This window comes from Streptomyces sp. NPDC058284 (assembly GCF_042881135.1).
In the GTDB taxonomy this organism is placed as follows: domain Bacteria; phylum Actinomycetota; class Actinomycetes; order Streptomycetales; family Streptomycetaceae; genus Streptomyces.
In genome coordinates this window covers 236574-259418 of sequence record NZ_JBHVYE010000007.1, presented here as the reverse complement: position 1 = coordinate 259418, position 22845 = coordinate 236574, and the positions used below count along the sequence as shown (strand labels likewise).

Genomic DNA, 22845 nt, shown 5'->3' with positions numbered 1-22845 from the left:
GGTCTTGCCCATGAGATGAGCTGTCCGCCACACGAGGTCGGCTCAACTGCGGCAGCGGTGGACTTCGACGCCGTATGACCTGGCTCTGGGAGACGGATTGCAGGCGTCGTGGTGGACCTGCCAGCGGGCAGGGTCGGGATACGACATGAGGCTGCCGGCGGAGAAGCTCAGAGCCCCAGCCTCTTGCTCAGTCTCCAACATCTCCCACGCCTGCGTGTTGGTGGCAGTGCGGTCGACGTCGGCCATGTCCACCCAGAGTGACCCATCGCCGTCGGCGATGAGCGCATCGCAGGTCTCGCAGCGGGCGAGGAGCTCGTGATCCATCGTGGTCACTGGCGCCAGCCGTTGAGTGAGACCTCCGGGCCGTTTGTGAGGTACCGATGGAGGGCGCTGGCGGTGGTGTCGACAAACTCCTCGGGGATGGCATTGGCGTCCACCCAGCGGACCTGGGCGTGCTTGCGCGGTTCGCGGTTTTCGGGTTCGCCGGACCATTCGTTGGCTGCGAAGACGACGGTGAGGAAGCCGTTGGGTGCCTCGACTCCCCAGGCGCCGTGGATGATGTGGGCGACCTTGAGGGTTTCCGGTTTCACGGTCAGGCCGGTCTCTTCGTGGAGCTCGCGCACTGCCGTCTCGGTGATGGGCTCGCCGGGTTCGTTCTTGCCGACGGGGAGGTCCCACATGCCCTGGGCGAACTTGGCGTTCTGGCTGCGTTGGAGGAGGACGACACGATTGGTGACCTTGTCGTGGACGATGACGGCGGCGACCAGCAGGGTCATGGATTCGAGGGCGGGCTTGAGGGCTTGGGGCTGGTCCTCGGTCTGCTGCTGAGCCACGGTGGTCCCTTCGTCGGCCGGGTTGTTGGGCATGTTAGGCGAGTGCTTCCCGTGCGCGGCGGGCGAGTTCGGCGGCTCCAGGTACCTTGCGCCGCTGGTAGGTCACGAGGGTGGACCGGAGCGAGGTGATCGCTTTGCGGGTGCGGTCCGAGGTCATGCCCTCCATCAGTGTCACGGCCTGGCTCCAGGCGGCAACGGCCTCGTCGGCACGGGCTTGCGCGGCCAGGCTGTCGCCGAGGTCGGCGTACGTGAGGGCGTGGACGCGCTTGTACTTCTCCGGGTCCCAGCGGGTGAGTGCGTCGCGGTGCTGCTGTTCGGTCCCGATGTGGTCGGCGAGGTCGGTCAGAGTGCGGGCGGTGTGGCTGGCGACGGTGCCGGCGGCCGGGCCGCTGACGTGGGAGTAGCTGGGCTGTGGCCCGTCCTCACGGAGCAGGGCGTCTTCCGCGGCGAGTAGGGCGCGGGCGGCGGAAGGTCTCTCACCGATGGCCGCGTAAGCGCGAGCGTGGGTGATGTGGAGCAGGGCCTCGGTCTGGCCGTCGACGTGTCCGAGGCCGCCGGTGAGCGCGGCTTCCGCAAGGTCGACGCAGTAGTGGGGCTGCTTGAGGCTGAGGGCCTGGTGGGCCAGGGCGCGCATCATCCAGGCGGCGTGACCGTTCGGGTTCGCCTCGCAGGCGAGTTGGTAACCGACCTGGTAGTAGCGCTGGGCGGCGCCTTCCCGGCCGAGGTCGTGGTGCTTCCAAAACCTGTTGTCGCCGCAGAGACTGTGTCCCATGCAGGTCGTGTCGCTTTAGGAGGCGGCGGTTACTCCGGCCCGCGTCTCATTGAGACGGTCCGTCGTGTCCCTTTCCATGACAGGAATTACCGTATCAGGTGACGAAGGTCACTCCTGATGATCTGTTGCTGGGCGGGCTAAGGCGGCCGCCCCCGCGCGCGTTGGGGGTCGCGGGCGCAGGGGCGGCCGGTCTTGGGGTCAGCTCAGTGCTTGAGCGACGCGCTGCCTCAACCTCTCGTCGTGGAGGGCGCCGACCGTTCGCCAGGCAGCGTCGGAGACTTCTTCGGCCTGGAGTTCGCCGATGTCGGCGGTGGTGCGGAAGAGGAAGCGGAAGTCGAAGTGCTGGTGGGCGGGCTCGCCCTTGGCGGGGTTGGCGTCAATGGGGTGGATGTCGATGTGGAGCGGAGTCTCGCCGTGCGGGGTGACGACGTGGGGCGGGATGCCGGTCTCCTCGGCGAGTTCGCGGCCGGCGGCCTGCAGGAGCGTCTCGTCCGAGGGCTCCAGATGACCGCCGGGCAAAAGCCATTTCTGGGTCACATTGTGGAGAATGTGCAGGATGCGGCCGTCGGGGCCAACGAGGATGGCCCCTGCGGTGACGTGGCCGGGCAGGGTCTTACGGTTGGTGAAGTCGTCGCCGTCGTCCAGGAGGCCGAGGACGACGCCGAGTTCGCGCTTGTCCTCGGGGTGTTCGTCGAGGTAGGCGGCGATGGTGGTGCGGATGTGGTGGGCCGTGATGGTCATGGTGATCACCTGTTGAAGTAGGAGAGCCAGGTCGCCGCGATGGCTTCGCGGTCGGGTGCGGGGACCTCATGGATGCCGGGGGCGAGGTCGCCGCGGGTGAGCATCCTGATCGCGGCGAGGATCTCGGCCTGGACCAGGAAGATGAACGGCCCAACGCTGGCACCGTGGATGAAGTTGACGGCGTTGCCGCCGTTCGCCAGATAGAAGTAGTGGCCGGTGGTCTGGTAGCGGGTGACGTGGTCGCCGACCTGGGTGCGGGTGTAGACGTCAGGGAGTCCGGCGAGGTCGAGTTCGTCCTCGCTGCTGGTGACGGTGGCGACGTAGGCGCCGTTGCGCAGGTGGGAGAAGTCCTCGCCATGCAGGGAGACGGCGCCGGTCGCGCAGAGGACCAGGCCGGCGCCGGTCAGGGCGGCTTCGCGGTCGCGTGCGACGGCGAAGCCCTGGGAGAGGGCCTGGGTACGGCGGATGGGGTCGATGTCGAAGACGGTGACCTGGACGCCCTTGGCATGCAGGAGCCGGGCGATCGAGCTGCCGAGCTTGCCGAAGCCGATCACCAGGGCGGGGCGGCCATGGAGGATGTCACCGCGATCGCGCATGACGGCCTCGGTGGAGAAGACTACGGACTGGCCGACGAGGAAGTCTTCGGGGTCCTTCAGTGGTGAGCGGGCGACGGAGATGACGGGGCAGGGCAGTTTGTCGAGGTCCTCGTAGCGGCGGTGCCCGTTCTCGGTGTCCTCGATCACCCCGGCGAGCTGGCCGGTAAACCGGCTGTGGACCTCGGCGAGGCTGGGGGCGAAGTAGCCGCCGACGTCCAGCAGGGTGACCGTCTGGTCGGCGGCACGGGATTCGAAGTAGTCCAGAGCGTAGTCGGCCTGGGCGAACATTTCGCGGGTGAGGGTGTCGACCATGTGCGTCTGCTCGACCTCGCGCTTCGCGGCCGGGTGGACGGACTTCGGCTTGGGCAGCACCGCGGTGAGCCGGGTCATCGTGGCGACAGCGCGGACGAACGCGGGACGCTCGGCCAGCAGGTGCGTGATGAGGAACGACGCCGTCTGCTCACCCGGGGCGAACTGGGCGGCGATCCGGGCGAAGTAGGCGTCCAGCCGGGCGCGTTCGAAGGTTTCCATGGCAGTTCCCTCTCATCCGTTCCGTCCGGGGGCCGTGCGAGGAGATGCGGGTTCAGCGAGTGCGGGCGCGTCCGAACAGCAGCCGGTCGGCTGCGAGCGCTGCATCCAGGTAGGCGTCGACCTTGGCGGCGCCGGCGGACTGCGGCAGGGGGTCCAGCCCGAGTAGGAGGATTGCCTCACCGCTGCGGGCGACCTGTTCGGTCCAGGACCGACGGGTGGGCAGCCGCAGCCGCCGGGAGGCGCCGGGGAAGTGCACCAGCACCTGGTCGTCGACGATCTGCAGGCAGCGCTCCAGTTCCGGGATGACCTCCCGGGCGCCGGCCAGGCCGCCCAGGCCGGCGGACAGCCGCCGCATCCGGGCCTCGGCCGTCTCAGCGGTGCCCGAGCCGGGCAGGGCCGGGGTGTGGGTGATCAGGATGTACGCGATCTCGCGGCCGTCCGGGCGGGTGCCGGGCCAGGTCCAGGCTGCGAGCGACACCAGCAGCCGCAGCTCAGGGCCGGGCGGCGTGAGCAGGACGCTCATGCTGTCGTGCCTCCCGTGGCCTTGAAGCAGGACCAGACGATCTTCCCGACCGGAGCGCGGTCCTCGACTCCCCAGCCGTCGGCAAGCGCGTTCACCAGGATCAGCCCGCGTCCGGAGGTGTCCGTGCCAGCGGCCTGTCGGGCTTCCGGGGGCTGGCGGCGGCTGTCGTGCACTTCCAGGCGTACGACATCCTCGTCGGCGTTGAGCTTGACCAGGAAGCCGTGTCCGGGGGCAGTGCCGTGGACCAGGGCGTTGGTGGCGAGTTCGGAGACGCAGAGCCTGATGTCCTCGGCGCGGTTCGGCAGACCCCAGTCAGCCAGGGCCTCAGAGGTGAAGGACCGTGCCTGGCCGACCGACTCGGGCCGCGCGTCGAAGAACTGCTGGGTCGTCTTGGTCATCACGGTGGTCCTCATGACTCGGCGTCCAGGACGCGGGTGGTGCCGGGGTGACGGCGGCGGACGGAACCGCTGCGGGAGATGGAGTGGTGGGCCGTGCGGGGCTTGCGGACCAGCAGCAGGCGCGAGCCGACCGCCTCGATCCGCCGCCCGCGTTCAGCGGCTATGGCCTTCGGCCCCAGGTGCGACATGGCCGGGGCGATGACGCCGTAGACATCCGGCAGCGCGAGCACGTCCAGTAGCCCGGCGAACGCCGCTGAGGCGGGCCCGGCGACCGCGTCGCGGTCGGTGAAGACGCCGGACAATTGCAGTTCGTGGCTGCGGCAGTACTCGGCGAGCGAGGCGACCAGGGCGTCCTGCCGCGCTTGGGAGACCCGCACCAGCCGCAGGAAGCCGTAAACGACCGGGCCGCTGACCGGGCGATACTCCGTGAGGGGTTCCATGCTCAGGACCGTCCAAAAGACTCGACAAGTGATGACGCTCTGATCGTGGCGTCCGCCCAACTCGCGGCCAATCACCGGCCGTTCTACTTCCGTTCCACTTCCGTCCCGCCGACTGCACGGATCTGCTTCGATGACCGGTGGAAGGGAGTGACGCGTGGCGACCGTGCACCACTGGACCGGCCTGGAGGCCAGGACCCTGCGGCTCGCCCTGCGACTGAGCGTGCGGGCCTTCGCCCAGCAGCTCGGCCTGGCCACCGCGACCGTTTCCAAGTGGGAGAGCAAGCTCGCTGACACCGAGCCCAGACCCGACACCCAGGCCATCCTCGACACCGCCCTCGGCCGCGCGGACGCCGCTGTCCACCTGCGGTTCGAAACGCTCCTGTCCGAGATGACCAGCCCGGTGCAGAACGCCGGCCGACGCCGCGTCACCGCCTCCGGCCCGCGGGCCTGGGAGTACGAGTCCTGGGCCGACGACCTCGACCGCGTCGTGGTCGCCCTGTCCCGGCAGAACTTCGCCTTCGCCGACAGCCTCCTCACCCGGTGGCTGAGCCGGTTCAAGGCCCCCGAGCTGGACGAGAAGGGCCTGTATCTCTTCGCCCGCTCCACCGCCCTGCTCGGCGACCTCAAGCGCGACCAGGGCGTTGTCCTGGGCCCGCTGTCCGCCCAGCACTCCTATGCCGGCGCCCGCGCGGCCTTCACCCAGCTCGACATCCCCCGCCGCGTCGCCCAGCTCGACTTGTCCCTCGCGGTCGTCACCGAGATGTCCGGGAAGCTGGAGATCGCCGCCCGCAACTACGAGACGCTCGCCGTCGATGACCGGCTCTCCCGCCGCGACCGGGCCCGCGCGAGGCTGTGGGTGGGGACCGCGCTGAGCAAGGACGGCCAGCACGACTATGCGACCCGCGTCATGCAGGTGGCGACCCGCGACTTCGAGGACCTCACCGAACCGGACGACTGGTCGGTGGCCCACCAGAAACTCGCCCTCGCCCGGCGCGGCGCCGGCGACCTTACCCGGGCCCTGCACTTCATCGACATCGCCCGCAGCAGCGGGACGCCCGACTCACCGATGCAACGCGTGCGACTGGACACCGCTCATGGCCACATCCTGCTCTCCGATGCGGCGACCCGGGATGATGGACTCCTCGTCCTCGACCAGGCCGCCAAGGTGGCCGCGCAGTACGGACTTGTGCACCAACTGCGCAGTATCGAGGGCATCAAGGCCATGAGCGAGGGGCCGGTCGGCCCTCGGCAACGATGACCAGGGAGAAACGCGTGAGCAACGACCAGCAGGGCATCACCGAGGACCAGTGGCGCCAGGCCAAGCTGATCTGGAACTACCACCAGATGCAGCACGAGCTGCGGCCCGTCGACGTGGCGATCGGGCTGGGCAGCCACGACCTCGGCGTCGCGGCCCACTCCGCCGAGCTGTACCGCTCCGGGCTCTTCCCGACCCTGGTGTTCACCGGCGGCAACAGTCCCACCACCGCCAAGGTCTTCCCGCGCGGGGAGGCCGTCCACTTCCGCGAGCACGCCATCGACCTCGGCGTCCCCGTCGAGGCGATCCTGCTGGAACCGAACGCGGGCAACACCGGACAGAACATCACCCTCTCGCGTGAGGTCCTCGTCGCCGCAGGCATCACCCCGGCGTCGGTGCTGCTGGTCTCCAAGCCCTATATGGAAAGGCGGTCGTTCGCGACCGCCCGCAAGCTGTGGCCCGACGTCGAGATCCTCTGCGCGTCGGAGCCGCTGGAGTTCGACGACTATCTGAAGTCCATCGGCGACGAGAAACTCGTCTTGGACATGCTCGTCGGCGACCTTCAGCGGGTCATCGAGTATCCAAAGCTCGGATTCGCCATCGAGCAGGAGGTCCCTGAGGACGTGCATGCAGCGTACGAGTCCCTCATCCGCGGCGGCTTCACCAGCCGCCTCATCAACCCCTGACCTGCCCGAGCCAGGCGGGTTGTGTGCCATCCACCAGCCGAATTTCCTGCCCCGGCTGACCACGCTGGCCAAGCTGTTCGCGGCGGACTACTGGATCGTCCTGGACGACGCGCAGTTCACCCGCCGCGACTACCAGCACCGAGCCCGCCTCGCGAACCTCCACGACCCCGCCGGTCAGCAGTGGCTTACCACCCCCACCCGCTTGCCGAGCGGACGGCCCACCCTCATCCGCGACGCCGTGATCGACAACCCGGACCTGGCCCGCCGCAGGACCGCGGGGATGCTGCGGCAGCACTATGGGGCCAGCCCTCACTGGCCCGCCCTCGCCGAGGCCCTGGAACCGGTGCTGGATGCCTTCGACACCGGCAAGACCGCGAAGGTTGCCGAGACCTCCACCCGCGTCCTGCTGGACCTGTTGGGCTGGGAGGGCCAGGTCCTCACCAGCAGCCGTCTGTCGGCCCGGCCGGGCCGCTCCGTCCGGCTCGCGGACCTTTCCGCGGCGACCGGCGCCCGCGCGTATCTGTGCGGGACCGGTGGCACGACCTATCTCGACCCCGCCCCGTTCACGGTTCAGAACATCGCCGTGGCCTCGTTCCGGCCGCCCACCACCGGCATGTGGTCCTCCGGCCGCCGCCTCAGTGCCCTGCGGGCCTTGGCCACCCTGGGCCCGGACGCCGTGGCAGGCCGCCTCCGGGCACTCGCCGCCCACCGCGGCCGGCTCCAGATGGCAGCCGCCCCCCCTCCTCATGGAGGGGGCGTACAACCGAACGTGGCCCTGGCAAGATTTCCGTGAAGCCGGGGAGCCCCCGTGCGCCGGTAACACTCCGTCACCGGTAGTCGCAGTGTCGGCGAGCGCCCTGGCAGCGGTCCGCCTCAGTGATCCTCGACGATGAAGCAAGGGCTGGAGGACTTCCGGAGAAACCACAGGGGTCGAGTTCTCCCCGTTGGCCGGCCGCTTCCTTCCTGCCACGAGTGATCCCGGCTGGCCGTTGAACGGCCGGAGCCCGCCGACGAACCGGTCAGTGGTGAACAACTCGTTGTAGCGGACCACGTCGGCGATCGTCTGGGCGGCAGCGGCGGCCACACTTTCCTGACGGTCCACGACCTTGCCGTCCTTGTTCAACAGCTACCTCTTGAAGCGCGATCATGTCGACGCGTGGCTCGCCGACGCACCGGCTGCCTGGATCGACGACGACTTCCCCGATCTCGATCACGCCTGGGCGACCGCACGCGCCGCTCGCGGGTTCCCCACCCTGCTGATTCAGCCCGACCCGTACGTCGGCCTGCTGCCCGAGCATCTGGCGGTAGTGCGGGACTGGGCAGCGGCCCTGCAATCGACAGAACGGCCCGGCCGACTGCGACGGCGTGACCGTCCGTGATCGGCGTGCCGCCCACCGTGCATTCACATCATGTCGATCCTGTGCATCTTTGCCGTCGGCGTCATGGAAGCCGGACGAGGGTGCCCATCTCGATGCGTGGTGCCTGGGACCGTCGTGATGACATTGATGACACGGAGTGATTGCTTCCGAGGGAAGGTACGGCCTCATGGGCATCTTCAGCCGCCGCCAGACCGGCACCGCCGAACCGTCGCAGGGCGGTGGCCTCGGCACGCTCGTTCGGCAGGGTGGGGCCGGTGCTGTCGCACTTGATCCGGCGCTGCGGGCGCTGGACGGGCAGTGGACGATCGACCGGCCGCACAGCCGCATAGGGTTCTCCGTGCGGCATGCGATGGTCACGACCGTCCGGGGCGCTTTCGCGGATTACGACAGCACGCTCCACTTCGACGGTGACCGGCCCTCCGAGTCGAGGGCCGAGATCGTCATCCGGATCGCCAGCGTCGACACCGGCGTGGAACAACGCGACGCGCATCTCATCGGTACCGACTTCTTCGACGCGCGCCGCTACCCGGAGATGGTCTTCCGCAGCACCGCCACCGTCCATGAGGGCGGGGAGAGCTTCCGGATGGCCGGGGATCTGACAATTCGCGACGTCACCCGGCCCGTCGAGCTGCAACTCGACTACCTGGGCTCGGTCGTGGACCCTTTCGGGTTCGAGCGGGTCGGCTTCGACGGCACCACCACCATCGACCGCACCGACTGGGGGCTCGTCTACAACCAGCGGCTGGCGGCGGGCGGCACGATGGTCAGCGAGAAGGTTCGGCTGCAGTTCGACATCTCCGCGATTCGCGCCACGGCCGCCCCTTGATCCGGACCCGCCGCCGTTCAGTCATTTTCCGATAATCGTCGTTCGGATATTGGATATGGGATATGGGATATTCGGATTATTTGTTGTTTCTGGTCCGGATTCGCGGCTGATATGCGGCTGATATTTTGCCCTCCAGTCAGCATTGCATTTTGCATTGCATTGGATTTCTTGGAGGGGCTGTGGTTCGGGTGTGGGCTGCCGCCGGGGGGCTCGTTCTCCTGGGGGGCGCGTGTGGGTATGTCGCCATGGGGCCCGCCGCGGCCACGCAAGGGGAGGGCGAGCCGCCGATTCCTACGCTCTACCTCCAGCAGGAGCGGGGGCATGCCTCGGGCGCGTCCGGCGAGTCCCGTACTCCGGTCGCCAACCGGTTCACCGTGCGGGACCGCGCGGGCGCCACGGTCGGCGGTGCCTTCGAGTCCTGTGCCAAGGAAGTGGTCGGCGCGCGTGAACTCACCGCCTACTGCTCCGGGATCATCGAGATCTCGGGCAAGGGGAAGATCGCCTTTCAGGCGTCCAGGGCCGTGGCCAGTAGGCCCGATCGGCCCGATCGGCCCGATGGCAGAAAGCCGTCTGTCACGGGGGTCGTCACGGGCGGGACCGGGCTTTATGACGGCGCGGGCGGCGAGATGGAGCTGACGCCGCCCGCCTCCGACAAAAAGCCCTGGGTCGCGAAGTTCCGGTAACCAGGAGGAGGTGCCGTTCCGCTCACGCCGACGGCAGCGGCACCGGGCGGAAGTGCGTCGTCAAGCGGCCCTCGTCGTCCAGGACGTGGAAGGCGACGGCCGGTGGCAGATCCCGGTGGACGTGGTGGGAGGGGTCCGTCTGACGCTCCCAGGGGAGGCGGAGCGTGGAGACCACGCCGGGGGCCACGAGCAGGGGGCGGCCCGCGAACGTCGTCGCCGCGGGGGTGTGGGCGTGGCCCGCCAGGAACGCCGTCACGTTCGGGTGGCGTGACGTCAGCTCGGCCAGGCGGTCCTCGTCGAACTGGCGGATGACGTCCACGTACGGCGTGTTCAGCGGGACCGGCGGGTGGTGGAAGGCGATCAGGACCGGGCGCGTGGGCGGGGTGTCGGCGAGGAGGCCGGCCAGGAACGTCAGCGTCTCGTCCGTCATCCTGCCGTGGTCCTCGCCGGGTACCGAGGTGTCGCAGAGGGCCAGGACGAAGCGGTCCGTCGTGTAGGAGTGGTTGACCGGCGCCGTGCTCGGGGCTTCGCCGAGCAGGTGCTCTCGGTACGCGGCGCGCTCGTCGTGGTTGCCGGGGCAGGCCAGCAGCGGGTGGCGTGAGGCCAGCAGCTTGCGTGCGGCCTCGTACTCGGCCGGGGTGGCGTGGTCGGCGATGTCGCCGGTGGCGATGACCGCGTCCAGGTCGTACGGGAGGTCGTTCAGGTACGTCATGACGGCTCGGGTGCGGGCGGCACTGCGTCCGCCGTCCTCGTCGCGGGTGTCGATGTGGATGTCGCTCAGGTGGGCTATCACGATCATCGCTGCGGGATCTTCTTCCGTGGTGTGGGAGTAGGCGGGAGGGGGCCGGGAGCCGCGTGCGCGCCGAGTCGCCGCGGCGCGACGTGGCACGACGTGGCAGCGACGGGGGATGCCCCGGTTTCCCGGGGTACCCGCCGCCTGTCCCCCCGCCCACCTACGCGGACGCACCCACCACGCCCCCGCGGACCGGCACGATCGACCGTGCCGTACGGTGCCGCACCGTGCCGGTCCGCGAAACGCATGACATCCAACGTAGTCCAGGACGGGCAACCGGAGTTGATCGCGCCGCCACCTGCGTCCGGCGGCCCGCATCCCGCATCCCGCATCCCGCATCCCGCGTGCCGGGCCCTCCGCCCCGTCGCCCTCAGGCCTGAAGCTGCACCTTCGTCCGCGTCGGGCGGTAGTCGCGGAGCTTCTCCCTGGCCACGGCGAGCGCGCTCTGGATGTCGCGCGTTCCGGTGGAGACGCACAGGGTGTACGTGACGTTCTCTATGCGGCGGCGCACTTCGTGGTTGTCGGGTTCCGCGGAGAGGCGCACGGTGAGCATCTCGTGGTTCTCGACCAGGTTTCGCAGCACGGGCTCGGCCATCAGCATGGCGGTTGTCCTTTCGGGGACAGGTCGGGTGGTTCGTCGCTCCCTGCGGTACCCCCTGTCCGTTTGGTTATTCTCACCCCTTATGCCCGGAACGTCCTGGCGAGGCCCGCACCCCGTCCCACCCCCGGGCGTGCCCCGCCTCACCTGCGAAGGAAGCGCACCGAAGGCCGCCCTTCCGCGCCGCCGTCCGGCTCCCCCGGCGTCACCACCGCCCGCACCCCGTACACCTCGGCGATCAGCTCCTCGGTGATCACCTCGGCCGGCGGTCCGGCCGCGTACGCCGTGCCCTCCCGCAGGACGAGCAGGTGGTCGCAGAACATCGCCGCCAGGTTGAGGTCGTGCAGCGCGATCACGCTGGTGACCGGGAGCTCCGCCACCAGGGCGAGCAGGTCGAGCTGGTGCTGGATGTCGAGGTGGTTGGTGGGCTCGTCGAGGAGGAGTTCGCGGGGCTCCTGGGCGAGGGCGCGGGCGATCTGGACGCGCTGGCGCTCGCCGCCGGAGAGGGTGTGCCAGGCCTGGGCGGCGCGTTCGGTGAGTCCGGTGCGCGCCAGCGCGTCGCGCACGGCCCGCTCGTCGTGCGGCGTGGGCGCCGACCACGCGCGACGGTGCGGGATGCGGCCGAGGCGTACGACATCGCGTACGGTCAACTCGACCTGCGTCGAGGCGTGTTGCTGGACCACGGCGACCCGGCGCGCCACCTCCCTGCGGCCCGTGTCGGCCAGCGTGCGGCCGTCCAGGGTGACGACGCCGCAGGCCGGGGCGAGGACGCCCGCGAGGATGCGCAGGAGCGTGGACTTGCCGGAGCCGTTGGGGCCGAGGAGGCCGACGGTGGCGCCGGTGGGCGGGGCGAGGCTGACGCCGTCGACGACGAGGCGGCCCCCCGCCTCCCGGCTCACCCGGTCCGCGCGCAGTCCCGGCGCGGCGTGGTCCGCGGGCAGCCCCGGGGCGTCCGGTGGGATCAGGCCGTACGTCATGTCACCCGCCGCGTCCGGTACAGCACCGCCACGAACGCCGGTACGCCGATGAGCGAGGTCACCACGCCGACCGGGACCTCCTGCGGGTCCAGGGCCGTGCGGGCGAGGGTGTCCACCCAGACCAGGAAGACCGCGCCGGCGAGCGCGGTGACGGGCAGCAGCCGGGCGTGGCCCGAGCCGACGAAGGCGCGGGCCGCGTGCGGCAGGACCAGCCCGACGAAGCCGATGGCGCCCGCCGAGCTGACCAGGGCCGCGGTCAGGAGCGCCGTCGTGCAGAGCAGGACGAGCCGGGTGCGGGCCACCCGGACGCCCAGCGCCGCCGCTGCCTCCTGGCCGAACGCGAACGCGTCGAGCGTGCGGGCGTGGCCGAGGCAGACGAGCAGCGCCACCGCGAGCACCCCGGCGCACAGCCACACGTCCGTCCAGCCGATTCCGCTGAGCGAGCCGAGGAGCCAGAACAGCACGCCGCGGGTGGTCTCGGCGTCGCCCGCCGTGAGGACGACGAACGAGGTCAGCGCGGAGAAGAGCTGCATGGCAGCGACGCCGGACAGCACGACCCGGTCCGTGGTGTCGCCCAGGGTGTGACTCAGGAGCAGCACCAGCGCGAACGAGCAGAGCGCCCCGGCGAACGCGCCCGCCGACACCGACACCGCTCCCCCGCCGACGCCGAGCACGACGACCGCGACTGCTCCGGTGGACGCGCCGGACGACACCCCGAGCACGAAGGGGTCGGCGAGCGGGTTGCGGAGCAGCGACTGCATCACGGCGCCGCAGACCGCGAGGCCCGCGCCGCAGACCGCGGCGAGCAGCGTGCGCGGCATCCGCAGGTTCCAGACGATGCCGTCCCTGATCGGGGTGAGCGGGGTCTCGCCCCAGCCGAGGTGGGCGGCGACGGTCGACCATACGTCGGGCACGGAGATGTCGGCGGGGCCGATGGTGACGGCCACGGACACGGAGAGGACGAGCGCGGCGAGACCGGCCAGGCAGAGCAGGGCCAGGCGCAAGCCCCCGCGCAGTCCCACGCGCAGGCCCGGGTGCGGGCCCGGGCGCGGGCCGTGCAGGGGTTCCGGGTGTACGGCGCCGGGTGCGGGCCCCTCCGTGCCGGTGCCCGTGTCCGTACTGATGTCCGTGCCCGTGCCGGTACCGATCCCCGTTCCCGCGGCCGTACTCCCGCCCCCGCCCTCCGCCGCCTGCGTCACTTGCGGAGTCCGAACTTCCGCAGCGCGGCCGCGACCTGTTCGATGCCGTCGACCGTGCGGATCGTGGGGTTCATGGCCTGGCCGCTGAGTAGCACGTACCGCTTCTTCTTCACGGCGGTCAGGTTCTTCGTCGCCGGGTTCGTCTCCAGGAACCTGATCTTCGCCGCGGCGCTCTCCGCGGACTGGGACTTGCGCGTGAGGTCGCCGAGGACGATGGCGTCGGGGTCCCGGTCGGCGACGGTCTCCCAGTTGATCTGGGGCCACTCCTCACGGGTGTCGTCGAAGACGTTCTTGGCGCCGAGTTCGCGGGTGATGATGCCGGGGGCGCCGCAGCAGCCCGCCATGTACGGCGCGTCGGAGTTGGCGAACCAGTACATGAGGCGGGTGTCCGAGGCGGCGGCCTTGTCGACGTGCCCGGTGGCCTTCGCGACCCGCCGCTTCAGTCCGGCGATCAGCTTCTCGCCGCGCTTCTCGACGTCGAAGACCTTCGCGAGGTCGCGGATCTCGCCGTAGACGCTGTCCATGGTGAGGGTCTTGACGCGCTTGCCGTCACCGTCGCCGTCGTCGTTGTCCTTGCCCGCGCAGTCGGTGGGCGAGACGTAGACGGGCACGCCCAGCTCGGTGAACTTCGTACGGTCGGCGACGCCGCCCTTGCCGACCGTGTAGAGGAAGGAGGCGCTGACGAAGTCCGGCTCCTTGGCGAGGACCTTCTCCAGCGACGGGTAGCGGTCGGCGAGCCGCTCCACCTTCGCGTTGTCCTTCGCCAGGTTCTTCAGGACCGGGTCGGTCCAGGTGCCGGTGCCGGCCATCCGGTCGGCGAGGCCGAGGGAGAGCAGGATCTCCGTGGACCCCTGGTCGAGGGAGACGGCCCGCCGGGGCGGCGCCTCGACCTTCGCCTCCTTGCCGCAGGAGGTGACCGTGACCGGATAGCCGTCGGCGCTCCCGCCCCCGGAGTGCGCGGCGTTGCGTGCGGAGCCGTCGCCGCACGCGGTGAGCGTGAGCAGACCGGCACAGAGGAGGGCGGCTGTACGGAGAGCGGCGGTACGGGCTGTCGAGGACACGTGATCCCTTGGGTCTCGCGGCTCATACGCGGAGCCTGGCCTGCGTCACGACCTCCGTCGCCCGGTGTGCGAGCGGAGGCGCCAGCAGGTCTTCGGACTCGGGATCGACCGGGCGGGGCGCCTTCCCGGGCGTCCGGAGACACCCAGTGGCCGTGGCCCCGCCCGTCCCCCTCACCGCTGCGCGTCAGTTCCGGATTTGCACCGGATTCCCTGGCCCAGGTGTGGGTTTGACTGGCTTGCGCAAGTTATCACGCACCTGTCACCCGCCCTCACGTGGTCGGTGCGGGCCTCGGCTCGCCTCGGTAGGTGCCGAACGACCAGCGGTTTCCCTCCGGGTCCTCGATGCCGAACTCGCGGCTGCCGTAGGGCTTGTCCTCGATCTCGGCGGTGATCTTCACGCCCGCCCCGGTGAGGCGCCGGTACAGGTCGTCCACCCGGGCCGTGACGACGTAGGCGCCCCCGGTGCCGGGTTTGCCGCAGGTGGCCGCGGCCTCCGGGTCGTACGAGCCGAGCATGATGCCGCCGCCCTCGGGCCAGTCGAGCTGGGCGTGGGCGACGCGGCCCCCGTCCTCGTACACGGCGGTGCGCAGGAAGCCGACGGTGTCGACGAGGAAGTCGATCAGCGCGGGGGCGTCCTGGGCCTGCACGCCCGGCCAGACGGCGGGAGGGGGTGTGGTGAGGCGGTCACCCTCGGCGGCACCCGGCGCGGGGTTCGGCGCGGGGTTCGGGGCCGGTGTGAGGTCCGGCTTCGGGGCCGGCGTGACGTTCGGGTTCGAGCTCGGGTTCGGTGTGGTGTTCATGGCTTCGAGTCTTCGCCCGTACCGTGCGCCCCGGCTTGGATATTCCGGCACTCTTCGGCCAGCCAGCGGGTGGGACTCACTCCGGTGTACTGCCGGAAGTCACGGACGAGGTGGGAGTGGTCGTAGTAGCCGGTGCCGGCCGCGACCCGGGCGAGGTCCGGGGGTCCGCCCGCCGCGACGGCGCGGGTCACGACGGCCTTGGCGTGCTGGAAGCGCATCAGGCGTGCGGCCTGCTTCGGGCTCAGGCCCGTCTCGGCGCGGAACAGCGCGGTCAGCCTGCGTTCGCTCAGCGCGACGTGCCGGGACAGGCCGCCCAGAGTCCCCGCGCCGCGGTGCCGGGCCAGCCACGCCCAGGCCTCGGCGACCTCCGGGCGTACGGCTCCCATGGGGCGGTCGACGCAGGCGAGCCGCCGCAGGTACGCGGACAGGTGGGCGAAACGGTCCGTCCAGTCGTCCAGCTCACACAGCCGCTCGCGGACGTCGGCCGCGTGGTCGCCGAGCACGTCGGTGCCGCCGATGACCAGCTGACCGGTGAGTTCGGCGGCGGGCAGGCCGAGGAGCGCGCGGGCCGCGAGGGGATGCACGGCGAGCTGGATACCCGCCTCGTGCTCGGGCTGGACGACGTACGCGGGGCTCTGGTGCAGGCCGCCCACCACGATGTCGGTGCGCGCCGCGTCCGGTCCCGTCGCCCGGCCTGGGGAGTCGCCGGTGGTGATGGGCCCGTCGAGGGAGAAGATCACCGTCAGATACGGCGAGGGCAGGCCGCGGTGCAGGGCGGGGCGCTGTCCCGCGGTGCGGTAGCCGACCGCGGAGACGACCATGCCGTCGAGCGGGCCGTCGAGCCTCGGCACGGCCCGGACGAACTCACGGGAGCCCATGGGAACCAGTATGCGCGGTGGACCGGGCGGGTCGCGGCAGCTCCTGAAGGTTCCGGCAGCTCCGGGCGCCGTGCGGTCACGGCGCCCCCTCCCACTACCCCCCGTTCACCTTCCCCATGCCCCCGCTTCACGGTGACTTCGATCATGGGCAATGACCGCCGTGCCCCATAGCATTGCGCGCCGCTCCGGACGGGGCCGCGCATCGCTTCCAGGAACGGCAGGGACGTCACACCATGGCAGTACGGGCAAAGAGCAAGCTGGCCCTCATCGGCACCACGGGCGCGCTGGCCGCCGCCGTCCTCGCGGGCGGCGCGCTGTGGCCGACGGACGAGGCGAGCGCCGCCGGCACCTCCGCGGCCACCGCCCGCGAGCTGTCGCACTGGCCGAAGCCCGTCGCGAAGCAGCTCGGCGAGGTCATCGCGGAGAACGGCCACAAGGGCGCGTACGCGGTCTTCGACGCGGACAACACCACGTACCGCAACGACCTGGAGGAGTCCCTCCTCCCCTTCCTGGAGATGAAGGGCGTCCTGACCCGCGAGACCATGGACCCGTCCCTGAAGACCATCCCCTTCAAGGACACGGCCACGCACAAGGAGAGCCTCTACAGCTACTACAACCGGCTGTGCGAGGTGGACGACCAGGTCTGCTACCCGTGGGCCGCGCAGATCTTCTCCGGCTTCACGCTGAAGGAGCTCAAGGGGTACGTCGACGAGCTCCTGGCGTACAAGAAGCCGATCCCCGCCGAGTACTTCGAGGACGGGAAACCGACGAAGACCGAGGTGAAGCCGCCGGAGTTCTCGCGGGGCATGCGGCAGCTCTACAGGACGCTGCGCCACCACGGCATCGACGTGTACGTGGTGAGCGCGGCCAGTGAGGACCTGGTGCGCATGGTCCTCGCCGACCCCAAGTACGGCTACGGCGTGAAGCCGCAGAACGTCATCGGCGTCGCCCAGCAGCTCAAGGACCGCAGGACCGGTGACGTCACCAGCTCCCGCAAGGAGATCGCCGAGGGCCGCTTCGGCGGGAAGGACCGCGCGAAGCTCGCGAAGCGCGAGCTGACGCCGCACCTGTGGGCGCCGCTGACCTGGTACGAGGGCAAGCCCGCCGCGATCAACACCTACATCGACGAGTGGAAGAAGCCGATCCTCGCCGCCGGTGACACCCCGGTGAGCGACGGCCCGATGCTGTTCCACTCCGCCGACGTGGACCACGGCGGCGTGCGGGTCTGGGTCAACCGCAAGGACTCGTACATGAAGCAGCTCGACGGGATGAAGAAGAAGAACGCCGCGCGGCAGCGCGAGCTCGGCCAGAAGGTGACCGCCGACAAGCGGTGGCTGACGGTCACCCCGGACCAGATCGGCTAGGCAGTCAACTCGCGGAAGGCGTCGGCCACTTGCGCCCGGCCGGCGCCGTCCGCCAACAGGGCGTGCAGCAGGAGCCTGGCCTTCGGGGCGTCCAGCGGGCCCGCGGGGAGCAGGCCGCGCCCGAGCATGTCGTACTCGGAGCCCGGGCCCTTGTACGTCTCGCTGAGCAGCGGGCCCGCGCCCGTGCGGGAGGCGAGGACGACCGGGATGCGGGCGGCGAGCGCGGTCAGGGGTTCGACGAGCCAGGTGGGGACGTGGCCTGCGCCGAAGGCCGCCACGACCAGGCCGTCGAAGCGGGCGTCGACGGCTTCGAGGAGTTCGCCGCGGTCGCCGAGGGCGAGCGTGACCAGGGCGACGTTGGCGTTGCCGCGCAGGCTCAGGGGGCGGGCGACGGTGGGCCCTGCCGGGCGGAGCAGGACGCGGGGCCTGCCCTCGACGACCCTGCCGAGCGGGCCCGCGCCCGGTGACGCGAAGGTCGCGACGGACGTGGTGTGGGTCTTGCGGACGTGCCGCGCCGCGTGGATCTCGTCCGCGAGGACCGCGACGACGCCGAGCCCCGCGCAGGCGGGGTCCGCGGCGACGGCGACCGCGGCGGCCAGGTTCGCCGGGCCGTCGGCGCCCGGCAGGTCCGGACGGCGCATCGCACCGGTGACCACGACGGGGGTGCGGGGCGCGCAGGCGAGGTCGAGGAGGAAGGCGGTCTCCTCCAGGGTGTCGGTGCCCTGGACCACGACGACGCCGTGCCCCGCGGCCGTCGCCTCGTCGACCCGCTCGGCGAGGGCGGCCACGTCCGCCACGGTCAGGGAGGAGCTGGGCAGCCTGCGCACGTCATGGACGGTCACCTCGACGCCGGGCGGAACCGCGCCGGTGGCCGCGATGACCTCGGCACCGGACAGCCGGGACGAACCGCCGCCGCCCTGTGCGGAGATGGTGCCGCCGAGGGTGAATACGGACAAGGTCGTCGCCATATGCCTCATCTTTCCGTTACGCGCCCCACAACTCGGGGGTTGGCCCGAGGATAGGCGGCATGACTCATGACTCCCTCGCCACGCCCGCCACCGAACCCACACCGTCCACAGAGCCCACGCCCGCCCCTCCCGTGTCCGACTTCCCCTCGTCCGGCTTCTCCCCGTCCGACTTCCCCTCGTCCGGCTTCTCCCCGTCCGGCTTCCCCTCGTCCGACTTCTCCTTCGCCTGCGACGGCGAGATACTCAGCTGCTCGGAGGTGGTGCCCGGCGCCGCACGGAACCCCGCCGTCACCGTCGTCCTCCTGCACGGCGCGGGCGCCGGCAGCAAGGTGCGACTGTCCGGTCTGCAGGACGACTTCGCGGCGCACGGCTGCCGGGCGCTCGTGCTCGACTTCTCCGGCCACGGCGAAAGCACCGGCCGCCTGGGGGAGTTGAGCCTGCGGCGGCGGTTCGCACAGGCGGCCGCGGTGGTCGAGGAGCGGGTGCCCGGCTCCGACGAGCTGGTGTTCGTCGGGTTCAGCATGAGCGGGCAGACCGTGGCGGACCTGGTGGCGCACTTCGGCGCGCGGGTCACGGGCATCGGCCTGTGCGCACCCGCCGTGTACGCGACGGCGGCCTGGCCGCTCCCCTTCGGCGACGGCGACGGCCCCTTTACGGAGATCCTCCGTACGCCGGGCCGCTGGCGCGAGTCCGCCGCACTCGACGTCTACCGGGACTTTCCCGGCCGGGCGGTGCTCGTGGTGCCCGGCACCGACGCGGTGATACCGCCCGAGGTGACGGCGGCCGTCGGCGCGGCGCTCAGCACGCGGGCGCGGTACACGCGACTCGAACTGCCGGGCGCGGACCACGCGTTGGGCGCGTGGCTCAGGGACCGTCCGGAGGACCGGCGACGGCTGGTGGACGCGCTGGTCGGGTGACGCGGTCCGGCCGGGTCGCACGGCGCTCGGGTCAGCGGTCGGTGGCCGCCGCCGTCGCCGTCGCGCCGGACGTCTCCTCGTCGGTCGTCCACGCCGCCACCCGCTTGGCGAGCGAGCCGCCCGCGCGGGTCCAGGCGAAGTGGTCGAGGCGGCGGCCCGCCTCCTGCGTCGTGCAGTGACGGCGGGTGAGCCTGGCCCGCGGGACCTTGCCGAGCAGGTGGTCGAGGGCGGCGGCGGGGGCGTAGGTGTCCTGGTCGACGGAGATCGCGAGCACGGGCAGGTCGAGGCCCGCGAGCGCCGCTTCGTAGTCGAGGGACGAGCCCTTGGCGCTGTAGCGGCCGGTCCGCACCTGCCGCGCCCAGTCGCGCATGACGCCCTTGGGCTGATCCCCGCCGAAGCCGAGCCGGGCACCGGGCCAGCGGCCGAGCACGCTCGCCGTGACGGTGATCAGAAGCTGGAACAGGAGCAGGCCGGGACCGCGGACCGGCCCGAACGCACGGAACCAGACGGAGCCGGTCGCGACGACAGCGACGCCGTCCACCCGGGAGTCGCCCAGGCTGCCGGAGCGGCCGGGGGCGCGGGAATCGCCGGGGCCACCAGGGCCACGCCCCGCCACGGCCGCGTAGATCAGCCCCAGTTGGCCCCCGAGGCTGTGGCCCAGGAGGTACAGGGGCGGTTCCGGACCGAGGTCGTCGCGGATCGTGGCCACGACCGCGGGGAGGTCCTCCTCGACGATCGCCCGATAGCCGTGGCCGAGCCGCCCGGGGCCCGTGCGGCCGGGAGCCACCGCCTCGCCCTGGCCGCGCAGGTCGACCGCGAGCACCGTCAGGCCCTCGTCGTGCAGTTGGCGGGCGAAGCGGCGGTAGTGACGCGCCGCGGTGCCCATCGCGGGCAGGATGAGCACCGCGGGGGCCGGGGGCGGGCCCGGCGCCGGACCCGAGCCGGACGGAAGGAAGCGTTCCGGTGCGGGGGCGCGCAGGCCCCGTACGGGGAGACGGGTGCCGTCGGGGAGTTCCGCGGTCATCAGGAGCGGCAGGTCGCCGACGGGGTCCGGCTGGGTCATGGGCCCAGCATGTCCCATCGCACACGTGAGCGCACAGGGGCGCGCGTAAACGGGGACCGGGGCCCGGAGCGGCCAACTGCCGTCCCGGGCCCCGAACTCGATCAGCCGCCGCTCCGCGTCAGCGACTGCCCCGCGTCAGCGGCTGTACCGCATCAGCGCCCGCACCATGTGGCAGGTGATGTCGGACGGCGGATGGATGCCGACGTCCTCGGCCATGCGCCGTATCGTGCTGTTCTTCGCGTGGTCCGGCAGGTAGACGCCGGAGTCGAGCAGGGCGATGGCCAGGCGCATCGCCTTGAGGCGGCGGTTGTGGTTGACATACCACTCGCGGGGCCGCCCGGCGGGCAGCGCCTTCTTCGCCGACGGTACGTACGGCAGGTCGATCAGTACGGGCTTCGGTACGGTCTTGGACACACGCTTCGATGTGAGTGCGGCAGCGGGCACAGGCATCCTCCTGTCGCGGTCAGGACCCCCCGTCGGGCGCCCTCGAACACTACTGTGATTCTACTGCGAGGCACTGACAATCGCCGCTGGCCAGAAGGCCTTTGGGCTATTCGAACAGACGCGACGCCGAACGCCCGGAACGGGTGGGGCGCGGGGTAGCGTACGGGCATGGAGATCTGGATCAACCCCGCCTGCTCGAAGTGCCGCAGCGCCCTCACCCTGCTCGACGCGGAGGGCGCCGACTACACCGTCCGCCGCTACCTCGACGACGTGCCGACCGAGGACGAGATCCGCGCCGTGCTCGACCGCCTCGGCCTCGAACCCTGGGACATCACCAGGACCAAGGAGCCGGAGGCCAAGGAGCTGAACCTCGCGGACCACGAGGCCTGGCCCCGCGACGCCTCGGCCCGCGACCGCTGGATCAAGGCCCTCTCCGACCACCCGAAGCTGATCCAGCGCCCCATCATCACGGCCGACGACGGCACGGCGGTGGTGGGCCGCACGGAGGAGGCGGTGCGGGACGCGCTGTCGCGCTGAGAGCCCGTCGCTCAGCCCCGCCCGCGCCCCGACGCCCGGCACGCACCCTCGGCTCGTCGCCTGCCGGCCGACGGTGCTCCTCCTCGTGCTCGCGGGCACCTTCGGCTGGTCCGAGGCCCCGGTCACCTACAGCGGCCTGCTCCTCAACGCGGGCCTGCTCCTCGCCTGGGGCGCCTTCGCCGCGCTGCGGGCCGGCTACCGGCGCCGCTCGGCCGTCCTGATCGGCGGCGCCGACGCGGCGATCGGGCTCGCGACAGCGGCCGCCAACGCGGTCATCAAGTGACGTCGGCCACTCCCGATTCAGGTAACACGGGGTTCACACAGGAGCAACGGCCGGGAAATCGCCGGTTGCCAGGCTGCCGCACATCACCACGGCACCGCAGCACCCGCACGTTCTGCGCCGTACCGAGCGTTTAGAGGATGAGGCACCCGTGACCTTCAAGGCCGAGTACATCTGGATCGACGGCACCGCCCCGACCGCCAAGCTCCGTTCCAAGACGAAGATCCTCGCGGACGACGCGAAGGGTGCCGAGCTGCCGCTGTGGGGCTTCGACGGATCCAGCACGAACCAGGCCAAGGGTCACGCCTCCGACCGCGTGCTCAAGCCGGTCTTCACCTGCCCGGACCCGATCCGCGGCGGTGCGGACGTACTCGTCCTGTGCGAGGTCCTCAACACGGACATGACGCCACACGAGTCCAACACCCGCGCCGAACTGGCCGAGGTGGCCGCCCGCTTCGCCGCGCAGGAGCCGATCTTCGGCATCGAGCAGGAGTACACCTTCTTCGAGGGCGACCGGCCGCTCGGCTTCCCCGTCGGTGGCTTCCCCGCCGCGCAAGGCGGCTACTACTGCGGCGTCGGCTCGGACGAGATCTTCGGCCGTGACGTCGTCGAGGCGCACCTGGAGAACTGCCTCAAGGCGGGTCTCGGCATCTCCGGCATCAACGCCGAGGTCATGCCCGGGCAGTGGGAGTTCCAGGTCGGCCCGCTGGCCCCGCTGGAGGTCTCCGACCAGCTGTGGATCGCCCGCTGGCTGCTCTACCGCACCGCCGAGGACTTCAAGGTCTCCGCCACGCTCGACCCCAAGCCGGTCAAGGGCGACTGGAACGGCGCGGGCGCGCACACCAACTTCTCCACCAGGGCGATGCGCGAGGGCTACGCCCCGATCCTCACCGCCTGCGAGGCGCTCGGCGAGGGCTCGAAGCCGCTGGACCACGTCAAGAACTACGGCGCGGGCATCGACGACCGCCTGACCGGCCTGCACGAGACCGCCCCCTGGGACGAGTACAAGTACGGCGTCTCCGACCGCGGCGCCTCGGTCCGCATCCCGTGGCAGGTCGAGGTGGAGCAGAAGGGCTACATCGAGGACCGCCGCCCGAACGCCAACGTCGACCCGTACGTCGTGACGCGGCTGCTCGTCGACACCTGCTGCACGGCCCTGGAGAAGGCCGGCCAGGTCTGATCCCCCGCCCGGAATCCGACGGCGAAGGGTGCGGTAACCCGCCCCCGGGTAACCACCCACAGCTGTGCCCCCCACCCCGCAACAGTTTTAATTGTGCCAGTGGGAGGCCCCCCCACACCCCCA

At 71.0% G+C, this 22845-nt stretch carries 27 protein-coding genes, 2 pseudogenes and 1 riboswitch; of the genes and pseudogenes, 11 read left to right on the top strand and 18 right to left on the bottom strand.

The window, feature by feature from the left end; all coding sequences use genetic code 11:
• Positions 1-42: 42 nt before the first annotated feature.
• From ACFVYR_RS13370 to ACFVYR_RS13335, 8 genes and pseudogenes are all read right to left on the bottom strand, one after another.
• Positions 43-324: a hypothetical protein gene (locus ACFVYR_RS13370; protein WP_384257158.1), complete on the bottom strand. Its 282-nt coding sequence runs from the start codon at positions 322-324 to the stop codon at positions 43-45.
• A gap of 5 nt (positions 325-329) precedes the next feature.
• The gene (locus tag ACFVYR_RS13365) at positions 330-866 is read right to left on the bottom strand and encodes an NUDIX domain-containing protein (protein WP_384257155.1); all 537 of its coding nucleotides are present in this window, start codon (positions 864-866) and stop codon (positions 330-332) included.
• A 1-nt stretch (position 867) separates the two neighbouring features.
• A pseudogene (locus ACFVYR_RS13360) lies at positions 868-1572 on the bottom strand (tetratricopeptide repeat protein); the annotation flags it as partial.
• Positions 1573-1803: 231 nt separating this feature from the next.
• The gene (locus ACFVYR_RS13355) at positions 1804-2346 is read right to left on the bottom strand and encodes an NUDIX hydrolase (RefSeq protein WP_384257153.1); all 543 of its coding nucleotides are present in this window, start codon (positions 2344-2346) and stop codon (positions 1804-1806) included.
• A 5-nt stretch (positions 2347-2351) separates the two neighbouring features.
• Positions 2352-3473: an adenosylhomocysteinase gene (locus tag ACFVYR_RS13350; protein WP_384257151.1), complete on the bottom strand. Its 1122-nt coding sequence runs from the start codon at positions 3471-3473 to the stop codon at positions 2352-2354.
• A gap of 52 nt (positions 3474-3525) precedes the next feature.
• Positions 3526-3996 (bottom strand): hypothetical protein, encoded by a 471-nt coding sequence (locus ACFVYR_RS13345; RefSeq protein WP_384257149.1) that lies wholly within the window; start codon positions 3994-3996, stop codon positions 3526-3528.
• Complete coding sequence (locus ACFVYR_RS13340; protein WP_384257147.1) at positions 3993-4394, bottom strand: ATP-binding protein; 402 nt, start codon at positions 4392-4394, stop codon at positions 3993-3995. Before ACFVYR_RS13340 ends, ACFVYR_RS13345 begins: the two co-directional genes overlap by 4 nt.
• A gap of 11 nt (positions 4395-4405) precedes the next feature.
• Positions 4406-4834: a hypothetical protein gene (locus ACFVYR_RS13335; RefSeq protein WP_384257145.1), complete on the bottom strand. Its 429-nt coding sequence runs from the start codon at positions 4832-4834 to the stop codon at positions 4406-4408.
• Positions 4835-4988: 154 nt separating this feature from the next.
• Here ACFVYR_RS13335 and ACFVYR_RS13330 point away from each other — a divergent pair, with 154 nt between their 5' ends.
• The 6 genes and pseudogenes from ACFVYR_RS13330 to ACFVYR_RS13305 all read left to right on the top strand — a co-directional run bounded on the left by ACFVYR_RS13330 (position 4989) and on the right by ACFVYR_RS13305 (position 9663).
• A complete protein-coding gene (locus ACFVYR_RS13330) occupies positions 4989-6092 on the top strand; it encodes a helix-turn-helix domain-containing protein (protein ID WP_384257142.1) in 1104 nt (367 codons plus the stop codon).
• A gap of 14 nt (positions 6093-6106) precedes the next feature.
• The gene (locus ACFVYR_RS13325; RefSeq protein WP_384257140.1) at positions 6107-6775 is read left to right on the top strand and encodes a YdcF family protein; all 669 of its coding nucleotides are present in this window, start codon (positions 6107-6109) and stop codon (positions 6773-6775) included.
• Positions 6776-6794: 19 nt separating this feature from the next.
• Complete coding sequence (locus ACFVYR_RS13320) at positions 6795-7568, top strand: WbqC family protein (RefSeq protein WP_384257137.1); 774 nt, start codon at positions 6795-6797, stop codon at positions 7566-7568.
• A gap of 328 nt (positions 7569-7896) precedes the next feature.
• Positions 7897-8154, top strand: a pseudogene (locus ACFVYR_RS13315) (hypothetical protein); the annotation flags it as partial.
• 166 nt (positions 8155-8320) lie between these two features.
• Positions 8321-8980 (top strand): YceI family protein, encoded by a 660-nt coding sequence (locus ACFVYR_RS13310; protein WP_384257135.1) that lies wholly within the window; start codon positions 8321-8323, stop codon positions 8978-8980.
• Between the two features lie 245 nt (positions 8981-9225).
• The gene (locus tag ACFVYR_RS13305) at positions 9226-9663 is read left to right on the top strand and encodes a hypothetical protein (protein WP_384257132.1); all 438 of its coding nucleotides are present in this window, start codon (positions 9226-9228) and stop codon (positions 9661-9663) included.
• Between the two features lie 22 nt (positions 9664-9685).
• Here the strand turns inward: ACFVYR_RS13305 and ACFVYR_RS13300 are convergent, their stop codons facing one another.
• From ACFVYR_RS13300 to ACFVYR_RS13270, 7 genes are all read right to left on the bottom strand, one after another.
• On the bottom strand, positions 9686-10462 hold the full coding sequence (locus ACFVYR_RS13300; RefSeq protein WP_384257130.1) for a metallophosphoesterase: 777 nt from the start codon (positions 10460-10462) through the stop codon (positions 9686-9688).
• Between the two features lie 364 nt (positions 10463-10826).
• A complete protein-coding gene (locus tag ACFVYR_RS13295; protein WP_384257128.1) occupies positions 10827-11057 on the bottom strand; it encodes a DUF5133 domain-containing protein in 231 nt (76 codons plus the stop codon).
• Positions 11058-11197: 140 nt separating this feature from the next.
• Positions 11198-12031: an ABC transporter ATP-binding protein gene (locus tag ACFVYR_RS13290; RefSeq protein WP_384257125.1), complete on the bottom strand. Its 834-nt coding sequence runs from the start codon at positions 12029-12031 to the stop codon at positions 11198-11200.
• The gene (locus ACFVYR_RS13285; RefSeq protein ID WP_384257221.1) at positions 12028-13179 is read right to left on the bottom strand and encodes a FecCD family ABC transporter permease; all 1152 of its coding nucleotides are present in this window, start codon (positions 13177-13179) and stop codon (positions 12028-12030) included. Before ACFVYR_RS13285 ends, ACFVYR_RS13290 begins: the two co-directional genes overlap by 4 nt.
• 47 nt (positions 13180-13226) lie before the next feature.
• The gene (locus tag ACFVYR_RS13280; protein ID WP_384257123.1) at positions 13227-14291 is read right to left on the bottom strand and encodes an ABC transporter substrate-binding protein; all 1065 of its coding nucleotides are present in this window, start codon (positions 14289-14291) and stop codon (positions 13227-13229) included.
• Between the two features lie 65 nt (positions 14292-14356).
• Positions 14357-14542: riboswitch (cobalamin riboswitch) on the bottom strand.
• Between the two features lie 18 nt (positions 14543-14560).
• Positions 14561-14938 (bottom strand): VOC family protein, encoded by a 378-nt coding sequence (locus ACFVYR_RS13275; protein ID WP_384257218.1) that lies wholly within the window; start codon positions 14936-14938, stop codon positions 14561-14563.
• Between the two features lie 149 nt (positions 14939-15087).
• Entirely contained in the window at positions 15088-15969 is an 882-nt protein-coding gene (locus tag ACFVYR_RS13270) for a helix-turn-helix domain-containing protein (RefSeq protein ID WP_384257121.1), read from the bottom strand.
• 233 nt (positions 15970-16202) lie between these two features.
• Between ACFVYR_RS13270 and ACFVYR_RS13265 the strand changes: the two genes are divergently transcribed.
• On the top strand, positions 16203-17333 hold the full coding sequence (locus ACFVYR_RS13265; RefSeq protein WP_384257119.1) for a haloacid dehalogenase-like hydrolase: 1131 nt from the start codon (positions 16203-16205) through the stop codon (positions 17331-17333).
• Here ACFVYR_RS13265 and ACFVYR_RS13260 read toward each other — a convergent pair.
• The gene (locus ACFVYR_RS13260) at positions 17330-18301 is read right to left on the bottom strand and encodes an asparaginase (RefSeq protein WP_384257116.1); all 972 of its coding nucleotides are present in this window, start codon (positions 18299-18301) and stop codon (positions 17330-17332) included. The two genes, ACFVYR_RS13265 and ACFVYR_RS13260, sit on opposite strands and share 4 nt — an antisense overlap.
• A gap of 59 nt (positions 18302-18360) precedes the next feature.
• On the opposite strand from ACFVYR_RS13260, the gene ACFVYR_RS13255 reads away from it, so the two are divergent.
• On the top strand, positions 18361-19218 hold the full coding sequence (locus tag ACFVYR_RS13255; protein WP_384257114.1) for an alpha/beta hydrolase: 858 nt from the start codon (positions 18361-18363) through the stop codon (positions 19216-19218).
• 31 nt (positions 19219-19249) lie between these two features.
• Here the strand turns inward: ACFVYR_RS13255 and ACFVYR_RS13250 are convergent, their stop codons facing one another.
• Positions 19250-20281: an alpha/beta fold hydrolase gene (locus ACFVYR_RS13250; protein ID WP_384257111.1), complete on the bottom strand. Its 1032-nt coding sequence runs from the start codon at positions 20279-20281 to the stop codon at positions 19250-19252.
• Positions 20282-20416: 135 nt separating this feature from the next.
• On the bottom strand, positions 20417-20725 hold the full coding sequence (locus ACFVYR_RS13245) for a hypothetical protein (protein WP_384257109.1): 309 nt from the start codon (positions 20723-20725) through the stop codon (positions 20417-20419).
• 168 nt (positions 20726-20893) lie between these two features.
• Between ACFVYR_RS13245 and ACFVYR_RS13240 the strand changes: the two genes are divergently transcribed.
• From ACFVYR_RS13240 to glnII, 3 genes are all read left to right on the top strand, one after another.
• Entirely contained in the window at positions 20894-21262 is a 369-nt protein-coding gene (locus ACFVYR_RS13240; RefSeq protein ID WP_384257107.1) for an arsenate reductase family protein, read from the top strand.
• A 73-nt stretch (positions 21263-21335) separates the two neighbouring features.
• The gene (locus ACFVYR_RS13235; protein WP_389611778.1) at positions 21336-21545 is read left to right on the top strand and encodes a hypothetical protein; all 210 of its coding nucleotides are present in this window, start codon (positions 21336-21338) and stop codon (positions 21543-21545) included.
• A gap of 148 nt (positions 21546-21693) precedes the next feature.
• Positions 21694-22722, top strand: coding sequence for a glutamine synthetase (gene glnII, locus ACFVYR_RS13230; protein ID WP_384257102.1), 1029 nt, complete (start codon positions 21694-21696; stop codon positions 22720-22722).
• Positions 22723-22845 lie beyond the last annotated feature (123 nt).

Coding starts and splice junctions, on each gene's coding strand:
- ACFVYR_RS13355 (WP_384257153.1), bottom strand. CDS start 2,346: ATGACCATCACGGCCCACCACATCCGCACCACCATCGCCGCCTACCTC.
- ACFVYR_RS13335 (WP_384257145.1), bottom strand. CDS start 4,834: ATGGAACCCCTCACGGAGTATCGCCCGGTCAGCGGCCCGGTCGTTTAC.
- ACFVYR_RS13310 (WP_384257135.1), top strand. CDS start 8,321: ATGGGCATCTTCAGCCGCCGCCAGACCGGCACCGCCGAACCGTCGCAG.
- ACFVYR_RS13260 (WP_384257116.1), bottom strand. CDS start 18,301: ATGGCGACGACCTTGTCCGTATTCACCCTCGGCGGCACCATCTCCGCA.
- ACFVYR_RS13300 (WP_384257130.1), bottom strand. CDS start 10,462: ATGATCGTGATAGCCCACCTGAGCGACATCCACATCGACACCCGCGAC.
- ACFVYR_RS13240 (WP_384257107.1), top strand. CDS start 20,894: ATGGAGATCTGGATCAACCCCGCCTGCTCGAAGTGCCGCAGCGCCCTC.
- ACFVYR_RS13370 (WP_384257158.1), bottom strand. CDS start 324: ATGGATCACGAGCTCCTCGCCCGCTGCGAGACCTGCGATGCGCTCATC.
- ACFVYR_RS13345 (WP_384257149.1), bottom strand. CDS start 3,996: ATGAGCGTCCTGCTCACGCCGCCCGGCCCTGAGCTGCGGCTGCTGGTG.
- ACFVYR_RS13350 (WP_384257151.1), bottom strand. CDS start 3,473: ATGGAAACCTTCGAACGCGCCCGGCTGGACGCCTACTTCGCCCGGATC.
- ACFVYR_RS13290 (WP_384257125.1), bottom strand. CDS start 12,031: ATGACGTACGGCCTGATCCCACCGGACGCCCCGGGGCTGCCCGCGGAC.
- ACFVYR_RS13305 (WP_384257132.1), top strand. CDS start 9,226: ATGGGGCCCGCCGCGGCCACGCAAGGGGAGGGCGAGCCGCCGATTCCT.
- ACFVYR_RS13270 (WP_384257121.1), bottom strand. CDS start 15,969: ATGGGCTCCCGTGAGTTCGTCCGGGCCGTGCCGAGGCTCGACGGCCCG.
- ACFVYR_RS13255 (WP_384257114.1), top strand. CDS start 18,361: ATGACTCATGACTCCCTCGCCACGCCCGCCACCGAACCCACACCGTCC.
- ACFVYR_RS13295 (WP_384257128.1), bottom strand. CDS start 11,057: ATGCTGATGGCCGAGCCCGTGCTGCGAAACCTGGTCGAGAACCACGAG.
- ACFVYR_RS13265 (WP_384257119.1), top strand. CDS start 16,203: ATGGCAGTACGGGCAAAGAGCAAGCTGGCCCTCATCGGCACCACGGGC.
- ACFVYR_RS13340 (WP_384257147.1), bottom strand. CDS start 4,394: ATGACCAAGACGACCCAGCAGTTCTTCGACGCGCGGCCCGAGTCGGTC.
- ACFVYR_RS13365 (WP_384257155.1), bottom strand. CDS start 866: ATGCCCAACAACCCGGCCGACGAAGGGACCACCGTGGCTCAGCAGCAG.
- ACFVYR_RS13250 (WP_384257111.1), bottom strand. CDS start 20,281: ATGACCCAGCCGGACCCCGTCGGCGACCTGCCGCTCCTGATGACCGCG.